General features: G+C 70.2%; 12 protein-coding genes and 1 tRNA gene. 10 read left to right on the forward strand and 3 right to left on the reverse strand.

Annotation, left to right across the window (positions count from 1 at the left end):
* The first annotated feature begins 137 nt into the window (after nucleotides 1-137).
* From KGQ19_RS19585 to KGQ19_RS19600, 4 genes are all read left to right on the forward strand, one after another.
* Nucleotides 138-380, forward strand: a complete 243-nt coding sequence (locus KGQ19_RS19585) for a hypothetical protein (protein ID WP_212010648.1) — start codon at nucleotides 138-140, stop codon at nucleotides 378-380.
* 83 nt (nucleotides 381-463) lie between these two features.
* The gene (locus KGQ19_RS19590; protein WP_212010649.1) at nucleotides 464-895 is read left to right on the forward strand and encodes a PNPOx family protein; all 432 of its coding nucleotides are present in this window, start codon (nucleotides 464-466) and stop codon (nucleotides 893-895) included.
* Between the two features lie 96 nt (nucleotides 896-991).
* Nucleotides 992-1,750, forward strand: coding sequence for a TetR/AcrR family transcriptional regulator (locus KGQ19_RS19595; RefSeq protein WP_212010650.1), 759 nt, complete (start codon nucleotides 992-994; stop codon nucleotides 1,748-1,750).
* Nucleotides 1,751-1,956: 206 nt separating this feature from the next.
* Nucleotides 1,957-3,513 carry a DHA2 family efflux MFS transporter permease subunit gene (locus KGQ19_RS19600; protein WP_230418970.1) on the forward strand — a complete coding sequence of 519 codons (1,557 nt, stop codon included), beginning with the start codon at nucleotides 1,957-1,959 and terminating at the stop codon, nucleotides 3,511-3,513.
* Here the strand turns inward: KGQ19_RS19600 and KGQ19_RS19605 are convergent.
* The 3 genes from KGQ19_RS19605 to KGQ19_RS19615 form a co-directional block, all read right to left on the reverse strand.
* On the reverse strand, nucleotides 3,400-4,173 hold the full coding sequence (locus KGQ19_RS19605) for a CPBP family intramembrane glutamic endopeptidase (protein ID WP_212010651.1): 774 nt from the start codon (nucleotides 4,171-4,173) through the stop codon (nucleotides 3,400-3,402). The two genes, KGQ19_RS19600 and KGQ19_RS19605, sit on opposite strands and share 114 nt — an antisense overlap.
* Nucleotides 4,164-5,951: an alpha/beta hydrolase gene (locus tag KGQ19_RS19610; protein ID WP_212010652.1), complete on the reverse strand. Its 1,788-nt coding sequence runs from the start codon at nucleotides 5,949-5,951 to the stop codon at nucleotides 4,164-4,166. Before KGQ19_RS19610 ends, KGQ19_RS19605 begins: the two co-directional genes overlap by 10 nt.
* A gap of 117 nt (nucleotides 5,952-6,068) precedes the next feature.
* Entirely contained in the window at nucleotides 6,069-7,301 is a 1,233-nt protein-coding gene (locus tag KGQ19_RS19615) for a pyridoxal phosphate-dependent aminotransferase (protein WP_212010653.1), read from the reverse strand.
* A 199-nt stretch (nucleotides 7,302-7,500) separates the two neighbouring features.
* Between KGQ19_RS19615 and KGQ19_RS19620 the strand changes: the two genes are divergently transcribed.
* The 6 genes from KGQ19_RS19620 to rplA all read left to right on the forward strand — a co-directional run bounded on the left by KGQ19_RS19620 (nucleotide 7,501) and on the right by rplA (nucleotide 12,587).
* A tRNA-Trp gene (locus KGQ19_RS19620) sits at nucleotides 7,501-7,573 on the forward strand.
* A gap of 109 nt (nucleotides 7,574-7,682) precedes the next feature.
* The gene (gene secE / locus KGQ19_RS51950; protein ID WP_212010654.1) at nucleotides 7,683-7,952 is read left to right on the forward strand and encodes a preprotein translocase subunit SecE; all 270 of its coding nucleotides are present in this window, start codon (nucleotides 7,683-7,685) and stop codon (nucleotides 7,950-7,952) included.
* 49 nt (nucleotides 7,953-8,001) lie between these two features.
* On the forward strand, nucleotides 8,002-8,781 hold the full coding sequence (gene nusG, locus KGQ19_RS19630; RefSeq protein ID WP_212010655.1) for a transcription termination/antitermination protein NusG: 780 nt from the start codon (nucleotides 8,002-8,004) through the stop codon (nucleotides 8,779-8,781).
* Between the two features lie 161 nt (nucleotides 8,782-8,942).
* Nucleotides 8,943-11,066: a cell wall-binding repeat-containing protein gene (locus KGQ19_RS19635; protein ID WP_212010656.1), complete on the forward strand. Its 2,124-nt coding sequence runs from the start codon at nucleotides 8,943-8,945 to the stop codon at nucleotides 11,064-11,066.
* Nucleotides 11,067-11,295: 229 nt separating this feature from the next.
* On the forward strand, nucleotides 11,296-11,730 hold the full coding sequence (gene rplK, locus KGQ19_RS19640; protein WP_212010686.1) for a 50S ribosomal protein L11: 435 nt from the start codon (nucleotides 11,296-11,298) through the stop codon (nucleotides 11,728-11,730).
* A 143-nt stretch (nucleotides 11,731-11,873) separates the two neighbouring features.
* Complete coding sequence (gene rplA / locus KGQ19_RS19645; RefSeq protein WP_212010657.1) at nucleotides 11,874-12,587, forward strand: 50S ribosomal protein L1; 714 nt, start codon at nucleotides 11,874-11,876, stop codon at nucleotides 12,585-12,587.
* The last annotated feature ends 235 nt before the right edge of the window (nucleotides 12,588-12,822 follow it).

The following is a 12,822-nucleotide window of genomic DNA, read 5'->3' on the forward strand; positions in this document are numbered from 1 at the left end:
CACCCGGAGCCCGCCCCCGAGGCCGACGACGCAGACGGCGCCTGACCGAACTCAGACCACTCATCTCACCTCTGCGGGCTGCTGACCTCAGCGGTCTATCAGCCATGCCAGCGCACTGTCATCCCTGGGAGGGAACTATGTCCATCATCCGTCGCGCCGTGGCCACCGGCATCGCAGTCGGGGTCCTCAGCATCGCTGGAACGTCCGCCGCATCCGCCGCATCCACAGGGTCCGCCGGGGTCGGCACCGCGAAGCCGGCCGCCGCCGCGTCGGCCGACCACGACCGCGGACACCACCGGCTGCCGGCCGTCGCCGTCGACTGGGCCGCCGCCTGGAACAGCAAGAACCCGCAGCGCCTGGCCGACCTCTTCGTCCAGTGACGACTACTACGACAAGGCCGATGTGCTGAGCCAGTCCGGCTTCTGACCAGTCTGGTTTTCCGAATAGTAGGGAGTACTGACCGATGTCCATGCTCGATGCCACTATGCGGTCGATCCTGCGCTCGCCCCTCCACGGCATGGTCAGCAAGAAGATGCTGATCGTCACCGTGACGGGCCGCAAGTCCGGGCGCGTCTACGCCAATCCGGTCGGCTACGTCGAGTCCGGCGGCGACCTGCTGATCGGCACCGCCGCCAAGTGGCGCCGCAATCTGGTCCCCGGGGAGCCGGTACCGATCACCTGGCGCGGCCGCGACACCGTCGCGGACTGGGAGGTGATCACCGACGAGGAGGAGATCGCCGAGCCGTACCGGGTCGTCATCGCGGGCAATCCCAGCCACCGTAAGCGCTCCGGGGTCAGCCTGGACGCCGACGGCAACGTCGACCGGGACCAGTTGCGCGGCGCGTTGGCGCGGGGCGCCGCCGTGGTGCGTCTGCGGCCGGTACCGACGGCATAGTCCCCGGCCCGATGCCCCGCAACCAGTCCTGACCTGGCGGCATTGCTCTCGGCAGTGGGGTTGCCGTCGTGGTTAGTGAGTGCTAACTTACTTCCCATGAGCCCCCGCATGAGTGCCGACGAGCGACGCGACCAAGTGGTCCGGGCCGCGGTCACCGAGTTCTCGGTCCGCGGGCTGGAAGGCACCTCGACCGGTGACATCGCCAAGCGGGTCGGGGTGTCGCAGCCCTACCTGTTCCGGCTGTTCCCGACCAAGCGCGACCTGTTCATCGCCGCGTTGGAGGACTCCGCGCGGCGGGTGCAGGAAGTGTTCACCAAGGCGGCCGACGGCAAATACGGGCACGCGGCGCTGGCCGCGATGGGCCAGGCCTACCAGGACCTGCTCATGGCGGACCGTGATCTGCTGAACCTGCAACTCCAGCAGTTTGCCGCGTGCCACGACCCCGAGGTGCAGAAGGCGGTCCGCGCCCTCATGCGCCGGCTGTGGCAGCACGTGGAGAACATCTCCGGTGCCCCGCTGGAGGCCCGCGTGGAGTTCTTCGCCAGAGGCATGCTCTGCAACACCATCGCCGCGATGGGGTGGGACATGGACCGCGACTCGGACTGGCAACCCGTGCTCGAGGTGCTGCGGGACGAGGCCGCCGAGACGGCCAACTCCGCCGAGGAGCTGGACGCCCGGGCGGCGGCGGGTCGCGGGCCGGCTGGCGACAGTCCCTCCAGTCCCGAATACGCCGCTTACGTCGAGAGGGTGTTGGGCGGCACAGGCTCGACCGGCACAGGCTCGACCAACACGGCCCCGACCAGCACAGCCCCGACCGGCACAGCCTCGACCAGCACAGCCCCGACCGACAACTGAACACCGCGGCGACCAGCCGCGATCGCCATCGGCGCCGACCCGAGGCGCCACCCCCGGTATGCCGAATCCATCCGGACATCCCAGCCCCGGCTCGCCCGCCGGGCAGAACTCTGCCCAGAACTCTGCCCGGTGAAGTTAGTGACCAATCACTGCCTTGACTAGTTAGTGACTGCTAACTATCCGATCTCTGATGTGGGAGTATCAGCATGAGCACCGAGACCGCCGGCCCCGTCCGGGGCCGACCGACCGACAGCCTGCGGGCCGCCACCATCGGCCACCCGGTCCGCACCTTCCTGATCACCGGCGTGGCCATGTTCATGGCGCAGCTGGACAACCTGGTCGTCAGCATCGCGCTGCCGTCGATCCGGGAGTCGCTGCACGCCGGCCTGTCCGGCCTGCAATGGACGGTCTCCGCCTACACCCTCACCTTCGCGGTGTTCCTGCTGACCGGCTCGACGCTCGGTGACCGCTTCGGCCGCCGGAACCTGTTCGTCGCCGGACTTGCCGTCTTCACCGCCGCGTCGGTGGTCTCGGCGCTGGCCCCGAACATCGCGGTGCTGATCGCCGCGCGGACCGTGCAGGGCCTGGGCGGTGCCGTGATCGTGCCGCTGAGCCTGACGCTGCTGTCGGCGAGTGTGCGTCCGGAGAAGCGCGGTGCGGCCGTCGGCGCCTGGGGTGCCATCGGCGGGCTGGCCGTGGCGCTCGGACCGGTGATCGGCGGGGCCGTCGTGGAGGCCGCCTCGTGGCAGTGGATCTTCTGGGTGAACGTGCCGCTGGGGGTGGTGCTGCTGCCGCTGGCCTGGTTCGGCCTCACCGAGAGCCGCGGCCCGGCGCGGCGGCTGGACGTGGTCGGGACCGTGCTGGCCACCGGCGGGCTGCTGGGCGTGGTGCTGGGCCTGATCCGCGGCGGGGACGTCGGCTGGACCAACGCGCTGGTGCTGACCGGGTTCATCGCCGGGGCCGTGCTGCTGGCCGCCTTCGTGCTCTGGGAACTGCGGACCGAAGCGCCGATGGTCCCGATGCACCTGTTCCGCGGCCGGAGCTTCCCGCTGATCAACGTCAGCGCCCTGCTGATGTCCTTCGGGATGTTCGGCGCGGTCTTCTTCCTGTCCCAGGTGTTCCAGACCGTCTTCGGCGACTCGCCGCTGGCCTCCGGGGTGCGGGTACTGCCGTGGACCGGGATGCCGATGCTGGTGGCGCCGATCGCCGGGATCCTGTCGGACAAGATCGGCGGCAAGTGGATCGTCACCGTCGGCCTCGGGTTGCAGGCCGTGGCACTGGCCTGGGTCGCCTCGGTCGCCTCGGCCACGGTGAGCTACACCTCGCTGCTCCCGGCCTTCATCATCGGCGGTATCGGCATGGCGATGTTCTTCGCGCCGATCGCCAACCTGGTCCTGGGCTCGGTCCGGCGGGATCAGGAAGGGATCGCCTCCGGCGTCAACAACGCGATGCGCGAGCTCGGCGGCGTGCTGGGCATCGCGGTGATGGGCGTGGTGTTCGCCGCTCACGGCGGTTACAACCCGACCGCCACCCAGTCCGCGCCCCAGCACTTCATCAGCGGCCTGATCCCCGCGGTCTACACCGGGGCGGCGGTCCTGGCGGTGGCGACGCTGGCGATGTTGCTGGTGCCCGGCCGGCGTCCGGCGGCCTCACAGGGCGGGGATGACGCCCACCCGTACCAGGAAGCCGAAGACGTAGCCCAGGGCGTTGGTGGCCCAGTGGAAGGACATCGGCACCAGGAGGCTGCCACTACGCCGGCGTAGCTCGCAGAACACCGCGCCGCCCAGGCCGGTGAACACGACAGTCCCGAGATCGGCCAGCGCCGCCCCCAGCCCCGAGGGTCCCAGGAGCGAGGTGAGCGCTGGCTTCTCGGTGTTCAGGTGCAGCGAGGACAGGATGTGCCAGCAGCCGAACATCAGGGAACTGAAGGCGGTGGCGCCGAGCGGCGGCCAGCGGCGGGAGGCCAGGCCGAACAGGACGCCGCGGAACGCCACCTCCTCGGCCAGCACCGTGGCGAACGGCACGTCGACGAACACCCGGACCACGACCTGCCAGGCGGTCAGCGAGGCGTAGCGCTGGTCGGTGAACAGCGAGCGGGTGACCGGCAGCAGGGCTCCGCCGAGGTAGACCACGGCCACCCCGGCGATGATGATCCCGGACCACTTCAGGCCCCGCGGCCAGGACTGGCGGTCCAGGCCCAGCTCTTCCAGCGCGTGTCCGGACCACCAGGCCAGCCCGGCGAACAGCCCGGTGACGATGGCCGCGATCGCCAGGTCCGGCAGGCTGTTGAACCAGTGGACCCGGTGCTCCAGCCAGTTCAGCGCGGCCAGCAGCAGTACCGCGAAGATCAGCGCCTGGCCGGTGCCCAGCGGGCGCCGCAGGTGGTCGGCCAGCCAACGGCCGGCTCCGGGCGTCAACTCCACTTCCGGTTGATCGCGGCCATGACGTTCTCCAGGTTCTCGGTGTCGGCCGCGGTCCAGCCCGGCGGCGGCAGGACGGCGCCCCAGCCCACGCAGGCCCCGGTGCCGTAGCTGTGGCCGTGCTGGGCCGGCATACCGAAGGACACCGCCAGGTCGACCGTGGTCTGCCAGAACGAGACGATCGGGTAGTAGCGGAGCTGGGGGCTGATATCCGGCCCCAGCGGCGGCGAGGCCCAGGCCGGTTTGTCGGTCAGCAGGTCCGGCGTCCACCACACCACCGGGTCCGAGGCGTTCTGCAGAAAGACCACGCGCGGGTGGTCCCAGGGCGCGGACGAGGGGTACTTCAGGTCCGATCTCGGCCACTGCCCGAACCGGATGCTCTTCCCGTTCTGATAGATCGGCCGCCAGATCGGCGAGCCCTGGTCCCGGTGGCCGACGATCTGCTGCCAGACCTTGCTGGCGGCCGGCGGACCCTCGAAGAAGACCCCGTCCGCGCCGTCGATCAGGGCCTGCGGGCTGGTGAAGACCGAGTCCATGGCGTAGGCGCCCAGGGACTCCCCGGAGAGCACCAGCTTGGGCCGGTGGTCGGCCGGGATGGTGAGCAGCCGGGTGTGGACCGCTTGGTAGAGCGCGCGGGCGGCGTGTCCGGCGCGTTCCTTGTCGACCAGGAATGAGATCCAGCTCGGCAGATACGAGTACTGAAGCGCCACGGTCGCGGTGTCGCCGTTGTACATGTACTCCAGCGGGGTCGGGATGTTCCGGTCCACCCAGCCGCTGCCGGTGGTGCCGACCAGGTTGATCACCTTGCGGTCCCAGGCCCCGGTCCGGTCCATCTCGCGCACCGCCAGAGCCGCGGCCGCGGTGAAGTCCGCGGCTTCCACCTGCTCGCCGACGTACACCCGGACCGGCGGGAGCGAGGGCTGTCCGGAGAACGCCGTCAGCTCCTGGGTCGTCGGCGCGGTGGCCACGAAGGTGCGGCCCTTCGTGCCCAGGCTGGACCAGGAGACCAGCGATTGCGGGCTCCCTGAGACCTGCGGCGAGACCGGCTGGTGGATCCCGGGTTCGGTGCCCTCGTTGGCCTGCCGCGAGACGTGGTCGATGAATCCGATGAACCCGCGGTCCCAGAGCACGTTCTTGGTCCCGACCACGACCAGCGTGGCGCAGACCAGCAGCCCGGCCGCGTAGGCCAGCGGCAGCGGCACCAGAGCCCCGAACCAGGCCACGAGCTTGCGGGCGAGCAGCCGTACCGCGCGGCACACGGCGAGCAGGAACAGGAACGTGCCCAGCGACAGGCCGATGATGAGCCCGGCGTTCCAGGTCGAGGACTGGCTCAGGCCCATCAGCAGCTGGAGTCGGCGCTGGGCCCGCGCACCCCAGACCACCACGGCGATGCTCACCACGAGCAGCACCAGCGGGATGAACTGCCAGCCGCGCTTGCGCAGGTGCGCGCTGAACGGCCGGTCGAGCCGCCGGGCCAGCGCGCGCGCCGCGGTGCTCAGCAGCGAGCCGACGCCGTACCCGGCGATGCCGGTGATCCCGCCGAGCAGCCCCTGCATGATCCACGGCCGGGGGAGCAGCGAAGGGGTCAGCGACAGCCAGAAGAAGAGGGTCGCGAAGCAGTAGCCGGTCAGGTCCGGCCAGCGGCGCACCACCCAGGTGTCGTCCGGCGGGTCCCAGTGCGGGCGGCGGATGAAGGCCTCGACGCGGCCGATGAAGGAGTTCGAGGGAGCGGGGGAGTGTTCGGTCGCGGCGGAGAAGTCCGTCACATCCGATTTCTCCATCCCGCCATTATCAACGCTCGAACGGTGAAATCGGGGGAATCAAGCGGAGTAGTGCTGCGGATCACGACGAAGGCCCCGGCTTGCCGCCGGGGCCCGCCATCGGTCGACAAGGGCGCCTCAGCGCGCCTCGCTTAGCAGCTTCTGCAGCCGGGACGCGCCCTCGACCAGGTCGGCGTCGCTCAGCGCGTAGGACAGCCGCAGGTAGCCCGGGGTGCCGAAGGCCTCGCCGGGCACCACCGCGACCTCGGCCTCGTCCAGGATCAGCCCGGCCAGCTCGGCCGAACTGGCCGGCCGCTGGCCGCGGATCTCCTTGCCGAGCAGCCCCTTGATCGAGGGGTACACGTAGAAGGCGCCCTTGGGCTCCGGGCACACCACGCCGGGGATCTCGTTCAGCATCCGCACGATGGTCTGCCGGCGCCGGTCGAAGGCCAGCTTCATCTCGTTCACCGCCGCCAGATCGCCGGAGACCGCGGCCAGCGCCGCGACCTGCGCCACGTTGGAGACGTTGGACGTGGCGTGCGACTGCAGGTTGGTCGCGGCCTTGACCACGTCGGCCGGGCCGATCACCCACCCGACCCGCCAGCCGGTCATCGCGTAGGTCTTGGCCACGCCGTTGACGATCACGGTCTGCCCGGCCAGCTCCGGGACCGCCTTCAGGATCGAGGTGAAGCGGGCGTCGCCGTAGACCAGGTGCTCGTAGATCTCGTCGGTGAGGACCCACAGGCCGTGCTCCAGCGCCCACTTGCCGATCGCCTCGACCTGCTCGGGGCTGTAGACCGCGCCGGTCGGGTTGGACGGCGAGACGAACAGCAGGACCTTGGTGCGCTCGGTCCGGGCCGCCTCCAACTGCGCCACGGTGGCCAGGTAGCCGCTGTTCTCATCGGTGACCACCGGCACCGGCACGCCGCCGGCCAGGCTGATCGACTCCGGGTAGGTGGTCCAGTACGGGGCCGGCACGATGACCTCGTCGCCCGGGTCCAGCAGGGTCGCGAAGGCGTTGTAGATGGCCTGCTTGCCGCCGTTGGTGACCAGTACCTGGTTCGCCGACACCGAGACGCCGGAATCGCGCAGCGTCTTGTGCGCGATCGCCTCCCGCAGCTCCGGCAGCCCGCCGGCCGGCGTGTACTTGTGGTACTTCGGGTTCTGAGCCGCCTTCACGGCCGCCTCGACGATGTACGCCGGGGTCGGGAAGTCGGGCTCTCCGGCGCCGAAGCCGACCACCGGCCGGCCGGCCGCCTTGAGCGCCTTGGCCTTGGCGTCCACGGCCAGGGTCGCGGACTCGGCGATGGCGCCGACCCGCCGGGAGATCCGGCTGGTCGGGGCGGGAACGTCTGCTGCGGAGGCTGTCATGCCCCCATGGTCCCATCACCGGCGGGCCGCCCGGGGTGACGTTCCACGAAAGGAGACACCCGCGCACGCCCGCGACACGGCGGCCGGCGCCGGCGGGCGAACCCGTTCGCAATCCGGCACGCGCGTCCCGTACACTCTCGATCGGCGGATTCCCCTTCCCCACCTCGGCGAGGTAGGTTTGTGGAGCACGCTTAGGCAAAGGGTCGTAGCTCAATTGGTAGAGCACCGGTCTCCAAAACCGGGGGTTGGGGGTTCAAGTCCCTCCGGCCCTGCTTAGGCGCCCAGGAAAGCCCGGAAACGGGCTCACCTGGGCGCGAAGCGTGTTCGCGGAAAGCCTTTCCGCGCCAACCCGCCACTTTCGCCGATAGTGATGAGGACCAGGTGACCGAGACGAGCTCGACCTCCGCGACGTCGAAGCCGGACCGCGGCCGCGGTGGCGACCGCCGCCCCGAGCGCCGTCGGTCCCCGCTGGGCCGCATGGGCCTGTTTTACCGGCAGATCATCGCCGAACTGCGCAAGGTGGTCTGGCCGACCCGCAACGAACTGGTCACCTACACCACGGTGGTCATCGTGTTCGTCGCGATCATGGTCGGGATCGTGGCTACGCTGGACTACGGGTTCAGCAAACTGGTGATGTGGGTGTTCGGCTGAGCAGCCGTACCGATCCCACCACCCCTAGCAAAAGGAAGTATGAGCGACCGTGTCTGAGACGTACGGAGACCTCGAAGAGGCGACTGTTCTCGTGGAGAACGACGACGAGGCCGAGGCCGTCGAGGCGGAGGTCGCCACCGGTGAGCCCGAGGACGCCAGTGAGGGCGCCGAGCAGGAGGCCGGGGCGGAGTCCGCGCCGGAGGACGAGGCCGGCAGCCAGTTCGCGCCCGGCAGCCCGGAGGCCATCGAGGAGTTCCGCGAGGCCCTGCGCCGCGCGCCCGGCGAGTGGTACGTGATCCACAGCTACGCCGGCTATGAGAACCGGGTGAAGCAGAACCTCGAGACCCGCATGACCACCTTGAACATGGAGGACTTCATCTTCCAGGTCGAGGTGCCCATGGAGGAGGTCGTCGAGATCAAGGGCGGCCAGCGCAAGCGGGTCAAGCGCAACAAGTTCCCCGGCTACGTGCTGGTCCGGATGGACCTGACCAACGAGTCCTGGGGCGTGGTGCGCAACACCCCCGGCGTCACCGGCTTCGTCGGCAACGCCCACGAGCCGTACCCGCTGACCCTGGACGAGGTCGTGAAGATCCTGCTCGAGGAGCAGCCCGAGGAGGTCAGCGGCAAGCAGAAGGCGCCGGCCGAGGTCAAGGTGCTGGACTTCGAGGTCGGCGACTCGGTCACGGTCATCGACGGCCCGTTCGCCACGCTGCAGGCCACGATCAACGAGATCAACGCCGACTCGCAGAAGGTCAAGGGCCTGGTGGAGATCTTCGGCCGGGAGACCCCGGTGGAGCTGAGCTTCAACCAGATCCAGAAGAACAGTTGATCCGCTGTTGATCCGCTGCTGACAAGGGGTTGCGACTCCGTCAAAAGCATCACCGGAAGATACGACCGATCTTCATGTGATTCTCATAGGCACGTGCTAGGGCGCTCCACTAACGTGGGGCGCCCTTGACATTTCCCAATGATTCCGTGGGGGGATCACACGTGTCTGTCCGCATGTCTCGGCGGCTGTCCGCCGCCGCGGTCGTATCGGCCTCACTGGCCGGTCTGGCCTTCGCGCCGCAGGCCGACGCCACAGTTCCCGGCGTCCCTTCGAGCAGCCCGCTCACCATCAGCCACACCGACGGCTCCCTGGAGACCGTCGGTGGCGACGTCACCCACGTCCCGTGGGCCGGCACCGACGTCTCCTGGTCGCCCGACGGCAGCAAGTACGCCTTCTCGGCGAACGGCCAGGTCTTCACCGCGAACGCCGACGGCTCCGGCCTCAAGGCGGTCGCCCGGGGCGCGGCCGGCGGCGCGCACCCGGTCTGGTCCTATGCCGGCAGCCTGCTGGTGTTCGCCGGCTACGACCTGAGCCAGGGCGCCCCGGCTGCCGGGCCGACGCAGCTGATGGCCACCTGGGCCAACGGCTCGGCCACCGACGACGGCACGCCGGAGTCCTGGCCGCTGCCGAAGACCTCGGCGGCCGGGACCTCGGACTCCAGCCCGGACTACGGGGTCGGCACGCTGGCCTTCGCCCGGGAGAAGGTGGCCGGCGGCCAGAGCACCTCGGACGGGATCTGGGTCCGCACCGCGGCCGGGAACTACGTGCCCTACCAGGTCGCGGCCACCGGTAGCGCGCCGTCGGTGTCCCCGGACGGGGCCACGGTCGCGTTCGTGCAGGCCGACAAGAACAACGTGCCGCAGATCTGGACCGTGCCGACCACGGTGCCGGCCGGCGGGCTCGCCACGCCGGTCCAGCAGACCTTCGTCGCCGCGCCGGGCACCGGTGCCGACGCCGCGCCCACGGTCACGGTCGCCAACCCGGCGTTCGCCCCGGACGGCAAGACCATCGCCTTCGACGAGAACTCGGTCCCGGCCGGCGCCACCCAGGGCACCGCCCAGGTGCGCTCGGTCGCGGTGAACACCGACCCGAAGGCCACGGCCAACGCCGAGACCACGGTCACCGTCCACGGCGCGCTCACCGGCGGGGAGCATCTCGCCTACCGCAGCGAGTTCCCGAAGCAGGTGCTGCGGCTGGCCGGCGCGGACCGGCTGGGCACCGCGGCGTCGGTGTCGCAGTCGCAGTGGCGGAACAACGGCGACGCCAACGACACCTACCGGACGCAGGCCGACTCGGCCGTGCTGTCCCGGGACGACGTGCCGGCCGACGCGCTGGCCGGCTCGGCGCTGGCCGCCCGCGAGAACGGTCCGCTGCTGCTGACCGGGACCAAGACGCTGTCCCCGCAGGCCGGCGCCGAGCTCAAGCGGATCCTGCGTCCCGGCGCCACGGTCTACCTGCTGGGCGGCGTCCAGGCGCTGTCCCCGGCGGTCGCGAACTCGGTGCACGCGCTGGGCTTCAGCGTCGACCGGATCGCCGGCACGGACCGCTACGACACCGCGGTGCGCATCGCCGAGGTGGTCGCCCCGCACCCGAGCCAGATCCTGGTGGCCACCGGCAACGACTTCGCCGACGCGCTGTCCGCCGGGGCGGCGGCCGGGGCCCAGCCCGGTTCGGTGGTGGTGCTCAGCAACGACACCAAGATGCCGGCCGCGACGCAGGCGTACCTGCACCGCTTCGGCACCGACTTCGACCCGAACTCCGGGATCCTGCTGGCCGGGGTCGGCGGGCAGGCGCTGAAGGCGATCGACTCCCAGCACCAGGGGTACTGGCGGCTGCCGCTGGTCGGCACCGACCGGTATCAGACCTCGTACCTGGTGGCCGCGGCGTTCTTCCCGACCATGCAGGCCGCCGGTGTGGCCACCGGCCTGGCGTGGCCGGACGCGCTGTCCGGCGGCGCGGCCATGGGGTCCATGAACGGGCCGCTGCTTCTGGTCAACCCCAAGACCGGGCTGTCCGGTCAGGACACCGCGCTGCTGGACGCGAACCGGGGCGAGTTGTACGGCGGCTTCGTGTTCGGCGGACCGGCCGCGGTGCCGGGCGGGATCGACCAGCAGCTGGCGCAGGCCATCGCCGGTCCCGCGGGAGTGACGGACGCCGGCGGGAAGAAGCTGGCCGCGACGCGGGCCGCCGGTGCGGGGATGTCGGCCGCCGATGCCGCGGGTCTGGCCTCGGCGCTGCCGGGCGGTTCGGTGGCGAAGGCGCTGCCCAAGCCGGTGCAGCCGTAGCGGTCGGCGGCACGATAGCGCGGTATACGGCTTCTCCTTTTTAGGAGCGGTGTTGCCGGTGAGGTTGTAGTGAGGCCCCCGGACCGGTTCTGACCGGTGCGGGGGCCTCACCGCGTCCGGGGCACGGCGGCCGGTCCGGTAAGCTTGTCAGCTGTTGCCTTGTGGCGACCCTCATCCGTCGTGCCCTTGGTAGGGGTTATCGGCGACGTCTACAGAAACGAGTATGGGAATGCCTCCCAAGAAGAAGCTCACCGCGGTCATCAAGCTCCAGATCAAGGCCGGTATGGCGAACCCGGCCCCGCCCGTCGGCCCGGCCCTGGGTCAGCACGGCGTGAACATCATGGAGTTCTGCAAGCAGTACAACGCGGCGACCGAGGCGCAGCGCGGGCAGGTCGTGCCCGTCGAGATCTCGGTGTTCGAGGACCGCTCGTTCACGTTCATCACCAAGACCCCGCCGGCGGCCAAGCTGATCCTGAAGGCCGCGGGGATCGAGAAGGGCTCGGGCGTCCCGCAGAAGGACAAGGTCGCGACGCTGACCCAGGCCCAGGTCCGGGAGATCGCCGAGACCAAGATGCCGGACCTGAACGCGAACGACGTCGAGGCCGCCATGAAGATCATCGCCGGGACCGCGCGGTCCATGGGCGTGATCGTGGCGGACCACTGAGCCCTCGGCTCGGTGGCGACACGCCTCCACAGCAGTACCCGGCCCGGGCCTCGCGCCCGGCGGGCAGCAGTACCGGCGACACCAGTGGCAGAGCCGCGCGCGGCTCGCGAAGACCACATCTCACCATCACTAGGAGAGCAGTAATGAAGCGCAGCAAGGGCTACCGCAACGCCGCGGCGAAGATCGACGCCGAGGAGTTCTACCCGCCGCTGACGGCGATCCGTCTGGCCAAGGAGACCTCGGTCACCAAGTTCGACAGCTCGGTCGAGGTCTCGATGCGGCTGGGCATCGACCCCCGCAAGGCCGACCAGATGGTCCGCTCCACCGTCGTGCTCCCGCACGGCACCGGCAAGACCGCCCGCGTCCTGGTCTTCGCCCAGGGCGACAAGGCCGAGGCGGCCCGCGAGGCCGGCGCCGACATCGTGGGCTCCGACGAGCTGATCGACGAGGTCGCCAAGGGCCGTCTGGACTTCGACGCGGTCGTGGCCACCCCGGACCTGATGGGCAAGGTCGGCCGCCTGGGCCGGGTGCTGGGCCCGCGCTCGCTCATGCCGAACCCGAAGACCGGCACCGTCACCGCGGACGTGGCCAAGGCCGTCAACGACATCAAGGGCGGCAAGATCGAGTTCCGTGCCGACCGGCACTCGAACCTGAACTTCATCATCGGCAAGGTGTCCTTCTCCGAGCAGCAGCTCGCCGAGAACTACGCCGCCGCGCTGGAGGAGGTGCTGCGGGTGAAGCCCAGCGCCGCCAAGGGCCGGTACCTGCGGAAGATCACCTTCGCCACGACGATGGGCCCGGGCATCCAGGTCGACGCCAACCGGGTGCGCAACGTCGCCGGCGACGACGAGGCGTGAGCTGACGCCTGGCGCACAGCAGGGCATTGAAAAGTCGAGCCCCCGTCCCGGTCGGGACGGGGGCTCGACGCTTTGTCGGTGGTCAGAACCACCCCCGAGCCCGTGCTAATCTTGACGCAGCCGAAGACCGCTGGTCGCTGCTCCGAGCCGAACGGCCCGGACCAGTCGAAGGCCTCCTCCCACGGAGCGACCCGCCGAGGCGCGATAAGTGAAGCAGTCTGATCGTCCGGCAGGA

This window comes from Catenulispora pinistramenti (assembly GCF_018274385.1).
Lineage (GTDB): Bacteria > Actinomycetota > Actinomycetes > Streptomycetales > Catenulisporaceae > Catenulispora > Catenulispora pinistramenti.

Bases quoted from the DNA above. Each gene is read 5' to 3' on its own strand.
- KGQ19_RS19595 (WP_212010650.1), top strand. From the start codon at position 992: ATGAGCCCCCGCATGAGTGCCGACGAGCGACGCGACCAAGTGGTCCGG.
- KGQ19_RS19615 (WP_212010653.1), bottom strand. From the start codon at position 7,301: ATGACAGCCTCCGCAGCAGACGTTCCCGCCCCGACCAGCCGGATCTCC.
- rplK (WP_212010686.1), top strand. From the start codon at position 11,296: ATGCCTCCCAAGAAGAAGCTCACCGCGGTCATCAAGCTCCAGATCAAG.
- KGQ19_RS19610 (WP_212010652.1), bottom strand. From the start codon at position 5,951: ATGGAGAAATCGGATGTGACGGACTTCTCCGCCGCGACCGAACACTCC.
- KGQ19_RS19600 (WP_230418970.1), top strand. From the start codon at position 1,957: ATGAGCACCGAGACCGCCGGCCCCGTCCGGGGCCGACCGACCGACAGC.
- KGQ19_RS19590 (WP_212010649.1), top strand. From the start codon at position 464: ATGTCCATGCTCGATGCCACTATGCGGTCGATCCTGCGCTCGCCCCTC.
- rplA (WP_212010657.1), top strand. From the start codon at position 11,874: ATGAAGCGCAGCAAGGGCTACCGCAACGCCGCGGCGAAGATCGACGCC.
- KGQ19_RS19585 (WP_212010648.1), top strand. From the start codon at position 138: ATGTCCATCATCCGTCGCGCCGTGGCCACCGGCATCGCAGTCGGGGTC.